Origin of the sequence: Desulfococcus sp. (genome assembly GCF_050178255.1) — a bacterium.
In the GTDB taxonomy this organism is placed as follows: Bacteria; Desulfobacterota; Desulfobacteria; order Desulfobacterales; family Desulfococcaceae; genus Desulfococcus; species Desulfococcus multivorans.
This window is the reverse complement of sequence record NZ_JBFXGG010000032.1, coordinates 1-14,285: the sequence shown is the minus strand read 5'-3', so window position 1 is coordinate 14,285 and position 14,285 is coordinate 1. Positions and strand designations below refer to the sequence as shown.

Sequence of the window (14,285 nt, the reverse complement as noted above, 5' to 3'; positions counted from 1 at the left end):
CGTATCTTGTGGGGCACACCGACAAAAAAGCGGAAGGCGGCGCTCGAAACGATACCGGTCTGGGGGAAGACGGCATCCCCGCTGCTCCGGGTTCAGCCTGATCCGTCTCCTCCATCCGTCAATCGATCGACGGCGCCCTCAAATTCCCGGCGGTTGATACCGTAATGATTGAGGCGCTTCAGGAGTTGCTTACCGTTGGCATACCCAATCCCGAGGATACGGCCGATGGTCTCCCGCCGCCGGGCGGCATCCCGGCCCCCGAAAAGACGGTGAACCAAAAGATCTTCACGGGTGAAAGCGTCCGGAGCCGCGTCCACGACGCATTGTGCTTTCGCCAGCGCCTTCCGGATGGTCTCGGGCGTTGCGTTTTCGATCCCGATATCGTTCTTTTTAATTGCATCCCGTCGAACGAGATAGGCGTTCTTGCACCCGGGGACCCGATCGTTGATGCGCTTTCGGATCTGGTCGCCGGGGCGGTCCGGATCCGTCAGGACAATGACACCCTTTCGCTGTCGGGCAAATGCAATCTTCCGGAAGGTTTCCTCGGCAATGCCGTATCCGCTCGTAACGATCACTTCGGCGTCAACCGCCGCCTTTACGGCCCGCTCGTCACCCCTGCCTTCCACCACGATCACTTCTCTTATTTTCACGAAACGCTATTATCTCCTTGACTCAACTTTCGAGTTTCACAGGCCGGCGCCGGTCACCATCATGAAAGTCGAAAGTTGAATCCTTGAAAAGACATTCTTTCAATCAAGGGGTTCCTCAGGGCGACTCAAAATTCTCCCTTTGGTGCATCTCCGGTCTTCAGCCTTTTTCTAAAATTTTTGAGCCGCCGCATCGAGCAACCGTCGAACCGGGTCACTGAACCAGCAATCGATAAAGGCATTGTTTTTGGCGATGTGACACTGCTCATATCGGTCACGAATGGATTCCACCCGGTTCTTCTTGATCTCGATAAAAGCCTTGTGGGGATGGGACGCAATGGCCGTAACCTTTTCGACGGCCCGGGCATCCAGGGTTTCCCGAGCGTGCAATGCATCCACGAGTCCGAATCGGGCCGCGTCGGTTGCCGCCAGAAAATCTCCGCCGTAGATCATCTCCGTGGCCTGACGGTCCCCGACAATCTGCCTCAGAATCAGGTCGGCCAGATAGGGAACGGGCACGCCCAACCGAATCTCATTCAGGCCGAGCTTTTTCTCAGAGACGGCAAAACGGTAATCACAGCCCAGGGCGATAATGGTTCCCCCGGCGACCGCATGTCCGGCGATGGCGCAGCAGGTGGGCATGGGAAGCGTGAAAAGAGCCAACACAACTCGATTGAACGCAACGTAAAACTCGGTAAATTCATCCCGTTCCATCGGGATCAGGGTCGGAAGATCCAACCCCATGGAAAAGAATTTCTCTCCTCCGGCCAGCACCAACCCGCGGAACCTTCGCTCGACGGTTCGAAGCGCTTCCCCGAGATCTTCTACAAGCTCCGGATTGAGGGCATTGGTAACCCCCCCGTTCAATCTCAGCAGTGCGATCTCCCCTTGGCCTTCTATCACGACTTTCTGCACCACAGCCCTCCTTTTCAACATAATGATCCGCCGCCGCAAGCAGCGCACCGGACCGTGTCGATCCGATCCCCGATAAACCGAACTTGAAAACTATCTAATTTTATACCATGGATGATCGATGTCAATCGCTTTCGCTTCTCATTGCGCCGCACGCCGGACGGCCGATAGGCCGGAGAAGGCGGAACGGGGATGACTGCCGCGGACTATTTGCGGCTTTCACCGAGCATGTAACCTCCCAGGGCACCCGCCCCCGCGCCGACCAGGGCGCCAACGCCCGCTTCACCGCCGGCAATGGCCGCGACACCCGCGCCGGCTGCGGCACCCATCAATCCGCCGCTCACAGTTCGCTGCTGAGTCTGGCTCATTCCAGCGCAACCGAGTATGAAAGCCGCAAGTAAGACTATTGAAACATATTTCATGCATCTCATGGTTGCCTCCTTTGGTTTAATGGTCCGTCGTTTAAATCCGACGATCATCCCGAGATAATCGCTTTCGGCTCACGCTCTGCCTATTGCAGGGGACGCCCTCCGATTCCGGTCCTGATATTGGGCCTGATCATTTCATCCCAGATCACTCGGAAAACCGCCGTATCCAGTTTGTCCGGATTGGCGGCGTAAAATCCGTCTATGGTCGTCACGACCTGATTCATATCGGTATCCGCCATCCCTTCGACCACCTTTGCCGAAAAGGTTTCCTGTCTCATCTCCGGCAGTTTATCCATAATGGCCTGTTCGATGGTCACGACCTGACCCGCCCCCCAGATAAATGCTACCTTTTCGTCCTTTGACATCTTCTGCCAGACATCCCCTGTCAGCAGTTTCGCCTCACCCGCGCCCACCGGTGCGGCGATAACAATCCCCATGGCTACGGCCAAAACGATCCATACCATCCGACTGATTCTCATAGACACCTCCTCATACGCTGGATTTGCAGCATCGTCGCCCCCGTTCTTTTGAAACGGGCCCCTGCTTGATGGTTGGAATTCCCTACGATCTGAACAATTGCGGTCGTTTCAACTTAAATTAACCACATCCGCAGCAGGAGTCCAGACCTTCCTGTTCCGCGCATTCCACGTCCATGACGCGGAATGCAGCATCCATACTTGTAAAAATTTTGTAAATTGTGTTGAAAATCTTGCCAATATAAATGATGTACCGCTATATTCTCCGCAACGCTCAACTTAAACCCTCAACTTTCGACTTTCATAGTCCGGTGCCGGCCACTATCATAAAAGTCGAAAGTTGAGTTAAACTGAATAGTGACAAGGAACTTATGACCAACACACTTTTTGCCGACTTCAAAGGTGTCGCTTCTCTTTGCTGCTATGCCTTGAACACCCTGTTCTGGGTCATCCCGATCTTTTTCACGGCTTTTCTGAAGTGGGCCGTCCCCCAGGCGGCCTTCCGAAAAGGGTGCGATCATATTTTAAACGCATGCGCCAACAGTTGGATCGCGCTCAACAACCTCAACCAGAAGATATTCGCCGACATATCACTCCAGGTCTTCGGAATGGAGAATCTCCGTGCCCAAAGTTGGTACCTCGTGGTTTCCAACCACCAGACGTGGATCGATATCCTGATCCTCCAGCGGATTTTCCATCGACGGATCCCGTTTCTTAAATTTTTCCTTAAAAAAGAACTCTTCTGGTTTCCCGTCATGGGCCTGGCCTGGTGGGCCCTCGACTTCCCCTTTATGAAACGCTACACGCAAAGTTTTCTGGAAAAGCATCCCCATCTCAAAGGACGGGATCTCGCGGTTACCCGTAAAGCATGCGAAAAGTTCAAGACGATTCCGGTCTCCGTCATGAATTTTGTCGAGGGAACCCGCTTCACCACGCGAAAGCACGAACAGCAGAAATCGCCTTATTGCAACCTCTTGAAGCCCAGGGCCGGGGGTATCGCCTTCGTGATCGGTGCCATGGGGGAATGTCTCGACAGCCTCATCGACGTGACCATCGCTTATCCCGATGGGGCAAGGAGCTTCTGGGATTTTGTTTGTGGCAAGGTCACCGATGTCCGGATCCATGTCAGAACCTTGACCATAACGCCTGAAATGCGCGGCGACTACTTCAACGACGAGAGCTACCAAAAAGCCTTTCAGACCTGGGTCAACGCACTCTGGGCGCAGAAGGACCTATGCATAGAGGAATTGCTTGCCCTGCCCCCTGCCCAAGGCGTCGAGGCCGGGGCCCTTGGCCCCATGCCGACGTGCAGCCCGTTTCCCAGTCTGAACAAGATGTAGGGGAATTGTCGCAAATCGCTATTGCCCTCGGCGGCGCCGGACCGTGACAGGCTCTCCGCCGATGCCCCAGTTGTCGGTATCGATCTCCTCGATCACAACGACGGTCGTCTCGGGGTTTTTTCCCAGGATCTCCGTCAACAGCGTTGTAACCCCTTTGATCAGTCCAGCCTTCTGTTCCGCGGTAACCTCTTCTCGCGTCACCTTGATATTCACGTACGGCATGAAACGCCTCTTTCTGCAGGTTGGATCTTCAACTGTCGACTTTCATGATGGTGACCGGATAGTGGTGCCGGGAGGATACGGCCTATGAAAGTCGACAGTTGAGTTGGATCCATGAACGTCCGGGGGACGTCAGGATTCGCGGTGTTTGTGAGCGACAAAAATCAGCCCGCTGGTGTCAAACCCCATGGATTTCGCCGTTTCGATCAAGTGAGCGGTTTTCTCCTCGGGAAGCTGCGGGTTACGGGCCAATATCCAGAGATAAGACCGGTTCGATCCGCAGACCAATGCATATTCATATGTATATCGGTCCAGATCAATAACGTGATAACCGCCGTAAAACGGCCCGAAAAAGGAAACTTTGAAACTGCCCTCGTCGTTGTCCCCGACAGCATAGGCTCTGCCCCGAGCAATTTTCCATTTTTGGGAGGACACATCGAATCCGCGGTTCAGAACATCAATGCCGCCGTCGTTCCTAAGGCTGTAGGTGGCGGACACGTCCGTCAGATTCCGCTCGAACCAATGATCCAGCCGGGCGATCTCGTACCAGACGCCCAGGTATCGTTCAGCATCGAACGCCTTCACCGGCCGAATCTCCTCGGGCGGCCCCACACATCCCAAAAGGAGCCCCAAAACCACGGCCGCTCCGCATTTAATCCATGTTTCAGTCCCGCCGCACTTTCTTTTCAAAGCGCTCCTCTTTCCGTATTGTTTTTGCCCGAAAATCATCATCCGGAATCAGTGCCGACATCGATTTTCATTTCAGCAAAACATACGCCAGGATCGACACCTTTTCAAGCATTCTCATACCCTGTTATAGTTCAGGGCGAATTCTTCTTGTACCCCGCCGTCAGATGACCTATAATCTTATGCGGTTGCAGAGAGGATCCCTGCGCACGCAGATCCCAAACCGGTACAAGACGCAGACGGCATCGCCGTCGGCAACTGTGAAGCACCGTTGATCTTCGGAACAACTATTTATAATGGTTAAGAATCGTAAGGAGGCTCCCCATGGACCAACCCATTCAGAATTTCTGGGAGATTCGCATCGGTGATGTAAAGGAAGCCCTGGAGGCCAATCATTTCGAAGTCTTCACAGCTTCAAACCTTGAAGGCGCCAGGAACATCGTCATGGAAGACATCCTGCCCAAATCAAAGCCGACCTCCATCTCCTGGGGCGGCTCCATGACCTTCACGGCTTCGGGAATCTATGAAGCGATCGTTGACACTCGGGAGATCACCATCATCGACACCACGGACAAGGATGTACCTCACGCTGAAAAAATAGAGCGCAGGCGCCACTCGCTGCTGGTGGATCTCTTTTTCACGGGAACCAACGCCGTGACGGAAGACGGACAACTCGTCAATCTCGATATGATCGGCAACCGTATCGGCGGTCTTACCTTCGGCCCCAAAGAGGTGGTGGTTCTCGTCGGACGGAATAAAATCGTGCCCGACGTCGAAGAGGCTATGCTCCGTATCAAAAATTATGTTGCACCCATCAATGCCATGCGACTCGACATGAAGACGCCCTGCGTCAAAACCGGACGGTGCGAGGACTGCAAGAGTTCCAGCCGCATCTGCAACACCTGGACCATCACGGAAAAATCCTTCCCTAAAGGCCGTGTCAAGATCATTCTGATCAATGAGGATTTGGGGCTGTAAACGGCGTGCATGTGCGCCGATCTGTCTCCCGGAAAAGTGATTGCGTCACTGCGCCGTCGTCATCAGTTCAAGGACCGGCACGCGACAGATGCCTGTCCGGCGCCATTTTTAAGGTGAAAGATTTCCCGTAAAAATGCAGAAACAGCTTACATTTGATTTTCCGAAACGATCGTGTTTTTTTTCGGGACGGCCAATGCTGCAGCTCAAGATTTACTTTCCCCACATCCCCAAACCTATCTCAGGTATTACCGACCAGTGTCGCCTGCCCCTGACGACAGGATGTATCCTCATGACGCCCACCCTGCCGACTTTTGATCGTTCCTCGGTGTCACCATCACCATTGCAAAACAAAGAAAGCCGGCATCAGCCGGCTCTCTTTGATGATCTCGGATCGGGCCGACATCCATCTGAACAAGATGCTATTCCCCGCCGTTGATCCGTTCCCTCAATCGCCCGGAACATTTGAAGGTGACCACCCGCCTGGGCGCCAACATCATGGCGTCTCCGGTCGCCGGATTCCGCCCCTTTCGCTGGGCTTTCTCTCTGACCTGAAACTTCCCGAAACCCGAAATCAGAATGTCTTCCCCTTTTTCCATGGTATCTTTCATGATCGTGAGCAGCGTCTCCACCACTTCCGAACTTTTGCTTTTGGTAAAACCGGCAGAGCCTAATTCTTCCTGAAGTTTTTCGATGATCGTGGCCTTTGTGAGTGTCATAACTTCCGTCTTCTCCAAATGGTTAGGTTGCCTGTTAGTTTCAACATCTGCATCGTGCCTGAATTTGACATATGCAGAGAATGCAGTACGCAACTGATTCGAGTGCCGTTTATGTTTATTTAAAATAACTTATACTTACATAGATTCTTTTTGTCAAAGGCTAAATCGGGCTATTTGAGGGGCAGCCTGGAAATTCTCAGGATCGAGACCTGTAGTTCACGCGCATGGATTCTCGATTGCGCTTCCGGACGGAGGGTGGTATTGAAAAAAAGAAACAACAACTTTTTTGACGATCCAAAAGGGAAGCACATCATGATGTACCACTGGATCATGGACAGCCCGGTGGGTGGGCTTCTGCTGGAGGGATACGACGATCGCTTGCATTTCATTCACTTTGACGCATCCCCACCCCCGATTCCCCACCTCGGGAGCAAACAGGCAGAATCCCCCTTCAGAGAGGCCATTCGTCAGCTCTCCGCCTATTTCTCGGGTGAGTTGAAAACATTTTCCCTGGATATCCATCTTGAGGGAACGCCTTTTCAATTGAAAGTTTGGCAGGCACTCCGGGAAATTCCTTACGGCAGAACGGCCTCCTATGGCGACATTGCCCGCCGCATCGACAACCCCAGAGCCTCCAGGGCCGTAGGCGGCGCCAACCATCGAAACCCCCTGCCCATTGTCATTCCCTGCCACCGGGTGATCGGGGCCGACGGTCGACTGGTGGGATTTGGCGGGGGCATCACCGTCAAGGAAAGCCTTTTGAATCTGGAGAAGGCCTATCTGAAGGGACAAAACCGGGCATAAGGTCTCTACGCCCCCCAACCTGTCGGGCGATATCGTCACCCTTTTCCAGGGATACTGTGGTGCGAGAGGCGTTTGTCGAGGTCACCGTCCTTATCGGTGATTCCCTCGGCGATCACCAGGCGTTCGCCGCGGCGGATACCGTCCTCGAGAACGGACATCTCCCGCCGGACGGGGTTTTTGTGGATCTTTCGCACCGAAGGATATCGATACCGCATATAGGCATCCAGTCGGCAATCCTTCAGCTCGACCAACGCATGGGATGTCGCCGCTTGACTCTCGCCGTTTTGTCGAGATGCCAGTTTGGATTTAAAGCCCCGAACCACCCCCACGGCAAAATCGGTCTTTCGGCAACGCCCCCGGGTTATCCTGTTTTGCCGCCGATACGAATCCCATTCGCAGTCGATGAAACGACACACGTAATCGTAGACATAACCGGCGATCCGAACATTCCGGAGCGTGCCGCTGATCTCCAGTACCCGCCCCATCTTTTCCTTTTCCACGACATAGGCCGGGACCCAGAGTCCTTGAACAAAATAGAATTCCTGAAGCAAAAAGGCCAGCTCATAGGATTCCCTGAAATGGCGAAGGGCCGGAGCACCGATGAAGATGCTCACGAAGTCCCTTTGCGTTTTCCGGGTGAGTTGATCAATATGGTGCTTTCGCATCAGCTCATGGGCTTTGAACATTGCGGCCTCGGCTTCGTGCCGGTTGTGACTGCCGGCCAGCGCCATGAGCTTCTGAACACGGAGAAGAATCCTGTCCTCCGCGTTAAGGGTATCCCGCGCAAGACGTTCATGAAGCGTCTCGTAACGCCCGGAAGCCTTGGGGTTTGCGCGAAGCAGTCGACATGCCTCCTGAAAGGTCGGCCCGTGGGGCGGTTCGGCGGGGTTCGGATACAGAGCCTGACCGGCCAACTGGTGGGCCATTTCGTGGTGTAGGACTTCCCGGACGCTGTCCCACGGATGGTTCAAAACAAGATCTCTGCCCAGAACGATCTCTCCGTGGGTTTCAGACCAATAGCCCAGCCGGCTTGTCAGGGTTTCAAGCCGAAACAGGGGTTTTTTCAATCGGTTTCGGTATATTTCCGCCAGCCCCCAGGAGGCGCACTCCCATTCGCAGGCCAGACCGTGGAGGATGCTTCGCTCAAGGGCCGCCGAAAGCCCACCGGCCCCTCCGTCCACACCTGCGACACTCCCCATGCCCATTTAATATCCTTCTGATTTAATCGATTTTTAATGTCTTTTTTGCATCGGCCTAACCTTTGTCCGGTATACACTCCTGCCTGACATAAAGGTCGGGTGATGAAGCCCTGCCGTATTTGACGAACGTCTATAAAGGAAAATAACCCCTTGATCAAGGAGAACCTTTTGGGAACCTTAAGCCCCCTTTTTGCAGAAAGAAATAACGCCGGGCCTGAGCCATTGCTCACGGAAGCGCTATCGCGAATTCAGGACCTCCTGGGCGCTCGCCCGGGAAGCCCGCCCGAGGTCTTTGCTCAGGCCCTTCCTTTTGGGGCCGGCGACACCACCTTCGGGGCTGAAAACGAACTTCAGGCCGTGGTGACCGGTGCCTCCGAACATGTGGACTTGCCTATCATCATCCAGCAGTCCAACTATTATCAGAACCTCATGAAACGGACAGGCACGGGAGAATCGCCCCGGCGCAGTATTGCCGACCTCGAGAACTTCATCAACGACAATACGAACGGCATCTGGGAAAACAGTTGGGTCCGGTTCCACCATTCCGCCCTTAACGATTACTCCCGAAGTGTTTTCGCCCGTGACCTTGCCGCCGACCGGCACCGTCCTGAAGGCCCCCGACGCCGGGATGCCGATCGGTTCACCGTCACCCGGAACGGCGAAACCTACATCCGCATTCCCGTCAGCTATCTGATCAAGCTCGCGTTGGCCGACGCCCTGGCCGACGGCCCGGGCACCCATGCGGTCATCCGAAGCGTAGGCGAAGGTCTCATGGATCATTTTATCAACGACAACACCTCGCCGGAGACCACCTCCTTCCATCCGGTCCTGTCGGCCCGGAACACAGCACCGGGGGAAGGCATTGCCCGGGAAACCGCAAAACGCTATCTGCTGAGCCAGCTCCTCATCCTCTATGCCAATCGGAAATTCGGCCTTCTTGCCGGCGGCCAGCGCGCCATGGTCTATTTCGCTCCTCATACCCACGCCCGCCAGAAGCGGCTGAACGAACTGATATCCGACACCTTCTACCGGGAGTTGTATATGAGCCCTTGCCTCTCGGGATGGCGCCGTGGTGAAAACAAACACCGGTACATGCAGCTCTGCCACAAGGTCCTCTCCCGAAGTCAGCTGAACGGCATTGCTCGACTGAAAGAGGCCGGCATCATCACCCGGGACCTGGTGGTTCTGCCCTCTCTCTCCAATGTCAGCCTGGCCAACAACGGCACCCACATCAGCCTGGGGAGCCGAAAGCTCACGCGCCTGATGAAAGATCCGGCGTCTGGTTTTGACGCCTGGGACGAAAAGATCCTGGGAGACCTGGCCATCAAGATTGCCGAGCATTTTTTGCCGCTTTTTGTCGGCACGTACAGCGCCGCACCCTATCGGCTGGATTTCAGCGACTTCCATCCGGAAAAGGCCTTGGGTTTCCTACCCCACGAGCTCGATTTCACTCACCTCCGGATGATCTGGCGCCGCTGGAAGAAAAAAGCCCGGCTCAAGGTGCTGGGACAGCCGATCACGCCCTTCGGCCCCAAATGGATAGACCGGCAGTTCAGCCGGATTTTCGGCCTGAGGGGGGATTTCGTACGGGACTACAGACTGCTCGATTATTTCGTCGCTCTCATGAGTACCGATCGAAGTCCTGCCCTGAACGGCGAGGTGGGAAATGACGTTCGCCTCAAGCAGGATCTCGTCGAGTTCGGGATCTTCGATGCAGAGATGCCCATGTACCTGCCTTATCGCCTCCGGGAGTATGCCGTCATGGGATTTTCGGGCTTCGAAGGCCGCTACTACAGCCTTTTCGAATCCATCGGCGGAGACATGGCTCCGGCGGCCGCCCTGCAGAACCTGGTCACCGCACTGGCCTTCAAATACATCATCAGCGGTAAAATCACCCACGCCCACATCCCGGACGAACCTTTCGTTGAGAGCGAGCGACGGCAGATCTTCTTCGGCAGCGCCATCGGCATTCCGACCTTTTTCATCCGAAAGGACACCCCTAATGCGTTCATGCATCTGATCCTGCAGCGGGTCCGCCATACCCGTCCCAGCCATCGTTACCAGGGCTTCATTCGGGTCTACAACCTCGAGTTCCGAAAAGCCCTCGTCGACATCCTTCGGACCGATGCCGCCGACCTGGTGGAGATGATGGGACTCTCGGAGATCCTGGCGGATCTTTCCGACCGGATCGAGGCCCCCGAAACCCATGCCGCAGCCGACCGGTTGACCCGGTCTATCCTGGAGGAGGTTAATGTCGACCATCCCATGAAGCTCCCGGCCGATGTCTTCAACACGGCCTCGGAGCAATACTATCGGGAAACCCTGAGAAAACGCCACATGATGGAGTCCATCGATTTTCTCGAACAGAATTTCATCAAGCTGGATGCCTGGGCGGCTTTGAAACGCGGCGTCTTTCGCGAGGCGCTTGCCGGCATCCTGGGCTTGGGCCATCAGGGCGCCTGGGAATTCTTCCAGAAAATCCGACGCGGGATCGTCACGGAGGAAATCGACGATCGGTCCCTGCATCAGCTGATCCAGCTCATTATCCTGAGCATCCATCACGACATCCAGCAGAACAGGGAGATCGAAACCCCATGACCGCCTTGACCCCTCATCAATATATCGAACGGTCCACGGGACGGGTAGAGACCGAAACCCTGTATGCCGATCGGCTGGTAAACGCCCTTTACGCCGCCGAGCGGGAGCGGCCGTCCCGCCTTTTCAACCTTTTGATTTCAGCCAGGATATCGCGTCTTTTGGCGTGGAACACCTATGATGCCGCCATTGGCAGCCGTATCGCCCGTGCCGGGCGATTCCACAGGGAGCTGGGAATCGATCTGACTGAATGCCTTGATCCGCCCCATGAAATTGACACAGCCCGAAAAATTTTCGAGCGGAAGATCCGCTACTGGGAAACGCGGCCCATGCCGGACAATCCCGACGTCGTGGTTTCGCCCGCCGACGCCCGGGTGTTGGTGGGCTCTTTTTCGAGAACCTCCCAACTCTTCATCAAGGAGAAGTTCTTCGACTACGAAGAGCTCATCAGTCCTCACAAGCCGATCTGGTTATCGGCCTTCAGAGGCGGCGATGTGGCCGTTTTCCGGCTGACCCCCGACAAGTATCACTACAATCACACCCCGGTAGCCGGACGCGTCGTCGATATATACGAAATCGCGGGTGACTATCACCCATGCAACCCTGGGGCGCTCATGGCCACCAGTGCATCCTTTTCCAAAAACCGCCGGATTGTCACCGTCATCGACACTGACGTGCCCGGCGGCAGCCGGGTGGGGTTGGCAGCCATGATCGAGGTGGCGGCCCTCATGATCGGCGATATTGTACAATGTTATAGCGACACGCGGTATGATGCTCCCCGGAACGTGGCACCGGGGATGTTTTTGAAAAAGGGCATGCCGAAGAGCCTCTATCGGCCCGGCAGTTCCACCGACGTGCTCGTTTTCGAGCCGGCGCGAATTGTCTTTTCCGAGGACATCCTTGAAAACCTCCACCGTCAGGGAGTGCAGACCCGTTTCTCCGAGGGGTTCGGCAGGCCTCTGGTAGAGACGGAGGTCCGGGTGCGCCAGGAGATCGGCCGGCGGAAGCCGGCAACAATCGGAGCGGTTCGTCGACCTGTCCGAAATACCGCGGGGAAGGCCCGCATTGCTTTAACCTGATCAAAGGTGTCAGAGGAGAGACGTCAGATGACCGATGAACTGTTTATTTTGGGATTGACCCTGCTGTTGACCCTGGTCTTTTCGTGGGGCTTCAAAACGCTGCCTTCGGAGCGATGGCAGATCCTGGCCGTCCTCCCCCGCCTCAAGCACGCCGGCGGCTGGCAGGGGGAGAACCTGACCTTTTACGGCCTCTTTAACGCCAATGCCTACGGGCTGTCCGTCGTGATCTTCATCATTCTGATGGGATCCGTGGGCGCGCCCCTCGTGGCCGTCCTTGCCGTCACAGCGACACTCCTGGGGGTCTGCATCCCCGCCTCCCGGACCGTCGCCGGGATCGTCGAAAAAAAACGCTACACCTTCACCATTGGCGGCGCATCCTTCGTGGGTATTCTCATCGCCCCGTGGCTGGTTGCGGGGGCCAACCTGGCACTTCGGCCCTGGGTCCAGACCCCCATCGACATCATGATCTTCATGGCAGCGCTTACCGTGAGCTATGCCTTTGGCGAAGGCGTCGGCCGACTCGCCTGCATCAGTTTCGGCTGCTGCTACGGCAAGCCGCTCAAGGCCTGCCATCCCCTCATCCAGCGCTTTTTTTCCAGGAAGCGCTTTGTGTTCTCGGGCAAAACCAAGAAGATCGCCTACGCCGACGGGTGGGACGGCGTGCCGGTCGTCCCCATCCAGGCCGTCACCGCCGTGATTTACTGCAGCGCGGGCATCGCCGGCATCTACCTGTTCCTCAAAGGCTTTCCCACCACGGCCTTCTTCGAGAGCCTGGTCATCACCCAGGTCTGGCGTTCTGTCTCCGAAGTCTTCCGGGCCGACTACCGCGGAAGACGGAAATTCTCCACCTACCAGGTCATGGCCCTTGGGGCCGTTGCTTATGCCGCCGTCATCGCCTTCCGCTGCTCCGAAACCGTCGTTGTAGCGCCGGAGGTGCTTCAGGGCATGAAATGCCTTTGGCACCCCGCCGTGATCCTGGCCCTGCAGGTCTTGTGGATGACCGTTTTCCTCTACACCGGCCGCAGCAAGGTCACGGAATCCCACTTGTCGTTTCATGTAATCCGAGAGCGGATTTAAAGGACGTCATGGTTCCGATCATTCCAGAACGGATATCCGGCATGGCCAAAATTGATTTCGGCTTGAAAATCGAATGAAGTGATCTTGAAAACAGACGCCATCATCCGCTTGCCCCGTTATGCATCCCCACCCTGATCCGGCTCGCCGCAGTGAAGCAGGATCTGCCGTCGTGCCGCTTCGCGCAGATCGAGGGCCGACGCCCAACCCGGTCCCTCTCCTCGGAGAGGAGGACCGATAAAGATATGCACCGGGCCCCGCCGCGGAAACCACGTTTCGGGGAGCAATTTAGACCGCGTCCCCCGGATGGCGATGGGCACCACCGCCAGATTGTTATCCGCAGCGATCAGAAACGCACCCATATGAAACGGCAGCAGCCCGGGCATCCGTCGGAAGGTGCCCTCGGGGAAGAACAGAAGCGACTGTCCGGCAGCGGCAAGCTTCTCGATCCTTCGGACATCCTCTATGGCCTGGCGACTGTCGAACCGCTCTACAAAGACCACATCGAGGCGGGTCAGAACCCGACGTAAAACGACGTTTTCGGCCAACTCGGCCTTGGCGACAAAACCAAATCGCATCGGCAGCGCCGCTATCAGCACTATGCTGTCCATATAGCTCTGATGATTCGCGACCAGAATCAGCGGCTCTTCCGTCTGCAGATGCTCCAGACCGCGGACCACGATGGGCGTGCCGGTGAGGCGGGCCAGCAGCCGGGCCACCGTCCGGGCTACGCGCCGGCGTCCGCCGCGCCACGGCAACAAGAATACGAGAGGGGCCGCCAACGCTCCCAGCACCATAAAGAGCAGCCAGCAATAACCGGCATAGCCGGTTGAGGCCGCCTGCCGCATCCACCGGCCGGCTTGCCGCAGGATTCCGCCGGCGGTCAGGCGAGCCAGCTGCCACCACACAGCCCGGGGCCCCTGCTCGATACGGCCCTTCTTGTAGAGCTCCCGGCTCGCAGCCCTGCGGATCTTTCCACTGGAGGTCTTAAGGACGGTGCCGGGCGGGACCAAAATCACCTCGTCCGGGGGCATGCCCAGGATATCGACCGCCGCGTTTACGATCCGCTTCTTGAGACCAGCCAATACGTCGGCGGCCTGATCGCGGCTCTCCGCCAGCACTACTAATTTT

At 56.2% G+C, this 14,285-nt stretch carries 15 protein-coding genes; 6 read left to right on the top strand and 9 right to left on the bottom strand.

All coding sequences use genetic code 11. The features are described 5' to 3' along the window. Window positions 1-92: 92 nt before the first annotated feature. The 4 genes from rnmV to AB7S84_RS08350 all read right to left on the bottom strand — a co-directional run bounded on the left by rnmV (window position 93) and on the right by AB7S84_RS08350 (window position 2,466). Window positions 93-650, bottom strand: coding sequence for a ribonuclease M5 (rnmV, locus tag AB7S84_RS08365; protein WP_020876010.1), 558 nt, complete (start codon window positions 648-650; stop codon window positions 93-95). A 168-nt stretch (window positions 651-818) separates the two neighbouring features. Beyond that, the gene (locus AB7S84_RS08360; RefSeq protein WP_020876011.1) at window positions 819-1,562 is read right to left on the bottom strand and encodes an enoyl-CoA hydratase/isomerase family protein; all 744 of its coding nucleotides are present in this window, start codon (window positions 1,560-1,562) and stop codon (window positions 819-821) included. 203 nt (window positions 1,563-1,765) lie between these two features. After that, on the bottom strand, window positions 1,766-1,990 hold the full coding sequence (locus AB7S84_RS08355) for a YMGG-like glycine zipper-containing protein (RefSeq protein ID WP_020876012.1): 225 nt from the start codon (window positions 1,988-1,990) through the stop codon (window positions 1,766-1,768). Window positions 1,991-2,070: 80 nt separating this feature from the next. Further along, window positions 2,071-2,466: a hypothetical protein gene (locus AB7S84_RS08350; RefSeq protein ID WP_020876013.1), complete on the bottom strand. Its 396-nt coding sequence runs from the start codon at window positions 2,464-2,466 to the stop codon at window positions 2,071-2,073. A gap of 368 nt (window positions 2,467-2,834) precedes the next feature. On the opposite strand from AB7S84_RS08350, the gene AB7S84_RS08345 reads away from it, so the two are divergent. Continuing rightward, complete coding sequence (locus AB7S84_RS08345; protein ID WP_020876014.1) at window positions 2,835-3,803, top strand: acyltransferase; 969 nt, start codon at window positions 2,835-2,837, stop codon at window positions 3,801-3,803. A gap of 18 nt (window positions 3,804-3,821) precedes the next feature. Here AB7S84_RS08345 and AB7S84_RS08340 read toward each other — a convergent pair whose 3' ends face one another. Further along, window positions 3,822-4,025, bottom strand: a complete 204-nt coding sequence (locus AB7S84_RS08340; protein ID WP_020876015.1) for a tautomerase family protein — start codon at window positions 4,023-4,025, stop codon at window positions 3,822-3,824. A gap of 129 nt (window positions 4,026-4,154) precedes the next feature. After that, window positions 4,155-4,712 carry a lipocalin family protein gene (locus AB7S84_RS08335; RefSeq protein WP_020876016.1) on the bottom strand — a complete coding sequence of 186 codons (558 nt, stop codon included), beginning with the start codon at window positions 4,710-4,712 and terminating at the stop codon, window positions 4,155-4,157. A 321-nt stretch (window positions 4,713-5,033) separates the two neighbouring features. Here AB7S84_RS08335 and AB7S84_RS08330 point away from each other — a divergent pair, with 321 nt between their 5' ends. Beyond that, window positions 5,034-5,687 carry a lactate utilization protein gene (locus tag AB7S84_RS08330; RefSeq protein ID WP_020876017.1) on the top strand — a complete coding sequence of 218 codons (654 nt, stop codon included), beginning with the start codon at window positions 5,034-5,036 and terminating at the stop codon, window positions 5,685-5,687. A 419-nt stretch (window positions 5,688-6,106) separates the two neighbouring features. On the opposite strand, the gene AB7S84_RS08325 is transcribed toward AB7S84_RS08330, so the two are convergent. Further along, window positions 6,107-6,403 (bottom strand): integration host factor subunit alpha, encoded by a 297-nt coding sequence (locus AB7S84_RS08325; RefSeq protein WP_020876018.1) that lies wholly within the window; start codon window positions 6,401-6,403, stop codon window positions 6,107-6,109. A gap of 261 nt (window positions 6,404-6,664) precedes the next feature. Between AB7S84_RS08325 and AB7S84_RS08320 the strand changes: the two genes are divergently transcribed. After that, window positions 6,665-7,207 carry a methylated-DNA--[protein]-cysteine S-methyltransferase gene (locus AB7S84_RS08320; protein WP_234979167.1) on the top strand — a complete coding sequence of 181 codons (543 nt, stop codon included), beginning with the start codon at window positions 6,665-6,667 and terminating at the stop codon, window positions 7,205-7,207. 35 nt (window positions 7,208-7,242) lie between these two features. Here AB7S84_RS08320 and AB7S84_RS08315 read toward each other — a convergent pair whose 3' ends face one another. Next, window positions 7,243-8,406 carry a DUF2786 domain-containing protein gene (locus tag AB7S84_RS08315; RefSeq protein WP_144016519.1) on the bottom strand — a complete coding sequence of 388 codons (1,164 nt, stop codon included), beginning with the start codon at window positions 8,404-8,406 and terminating at the stop codon, window positions 7,243-7,245. Window positions 8,407-8,574: 168 nt separating this feature from the next. On the opposite strand from AB7S84_RS08315, the gene AB7S84_RS08310 reads away from it, so the two are divergent. From AB7S84_RS08310 to AB7S84_RS08300, 3 genes are read left to right on the top strand one after another with little or no spacing between them, the layout of a single operon-like run. Next, window positions 8,575-11,004, top strand: a complete 2,430-nt coding sequence (locus AB7S84_RS08310) for a hypothetical protein (protein ID WP_078081376.1) — start codon at window positions 8,575-8,577, stop codon at window positions 11,002-11,004. Continuing rightward, window positions 11,001-12,080 carry a phosphatidylserine decarboxylase gene (locus AB7S84_RS08305; RefSeq protein WP_020876022.1) on the top strand — a complete coding sequence of 360 codons (1,080 nt, stop codon included), beginning with the start codon at window positions 11,001-11,003 and terminating at the stop codon, window positions 12,078-12,080. Before AB7S84_RS08310 ends, AB7S84_RS08305 begins: the two co-directional genes overlap by 4 nt. A gap of 27 nt (window positions 12,081-12,107) precedes the next feature. Beyond that, window positions 12,108-13,157 carry a prolipoprotein diacylglyceryl transferase family protein gene (locus AB7S84_RS08300; protein ID WP_020876023.1) on the top strand — a complete coding sequence of 350 codons (1,050 nt, stop codon included), beginning with the start codon at window positions 12,108-12,110 and terminating at the stop codon, window positions 13,155-13,157. A gap of 116 nt (window positions 13,158-13,273) precedes the next feature. Here AB7S84_RS08300 and AB7S84_RS08295 read toward each other — a convergent pair. Beyond that, window positions 13,274-14,285: 1-acyl-sn-glycerol-3-phosphate acyltransferase (locus AB7S84_RS08295; RefSeq protein ID WP_428153875.1), on the bottom strand; the 1,012-nt coding region annotated here is incomplete at its 5' end.

Excerpts from the sequence above, each read along its gene's own strand:
- AB7S84_RS08350 (WP_020876013.1), bottom strand. The coding sequence starts at position 2,466 with ATGAGAATCAGTCGGATGGTATGGATCGTTTTGGCCGTAGCCATGGGG.
- AB7S84_RS08315 (WP_144016519.1), bottom strand. The coding sequence starts at position 8,406 with ATGGGGAGTGTCGCAGGTGTGGACGGAGGGGCCGGTGGGCTTTCGGCG.
- AB7S84_RS08300 (WP_020876023.1), top strand. The coding sequence starts at position 12,108 with ATGACCGATGAACTGTTTATTTTGGGATTGACCCTGCTGTTGACCCTG.
- AB7S84_RS08340 (WP_020876015.1), bottom strand. The coding sequence starts at position 4,025 with ATGCCGTACGTGAATATCAAGGTGACGCGAGAAGAGGTTACCGCGGAA.
- AB7S84_RS08305 (WP_020876022.1), top strand. The coding sequence starts at position 11,001 with ATGACCGCCTTGACCCCTCATCAATATATCGAACGGTCCACGGGACGG.
- AB7S84_RS08330 (WP_020876017.1), top strand. The coding sequence starts at position 5,034 with ATGGACCAACCCATTCAGAATTTCTGGGAGATTCGCATCGGTGATGTA.
- AB7S84_RS08345 (WP_020876014.1), top strand. The coding sequence starts at position 2,835 with ATGACCAACACACTTTTTGCCGACTTCAAAGGTGTCGCTTCTCTTTGC.
- AB7S84_RS08355 (WP_020876012.1), bottom strand. The coding sequence starts at position 1,990 with ATGAGATGCATGAAATATGTTTCAATAGTCTTACTTGCGGCTTTCATA.
- AB7S84_RS08325 (WP_020876018.1), bottom strand. The coding sequence starts at position 6,403 with ATGACACTCACAAAGGCCACGATCATCGAAAAACTTCAGGAAGAATTA.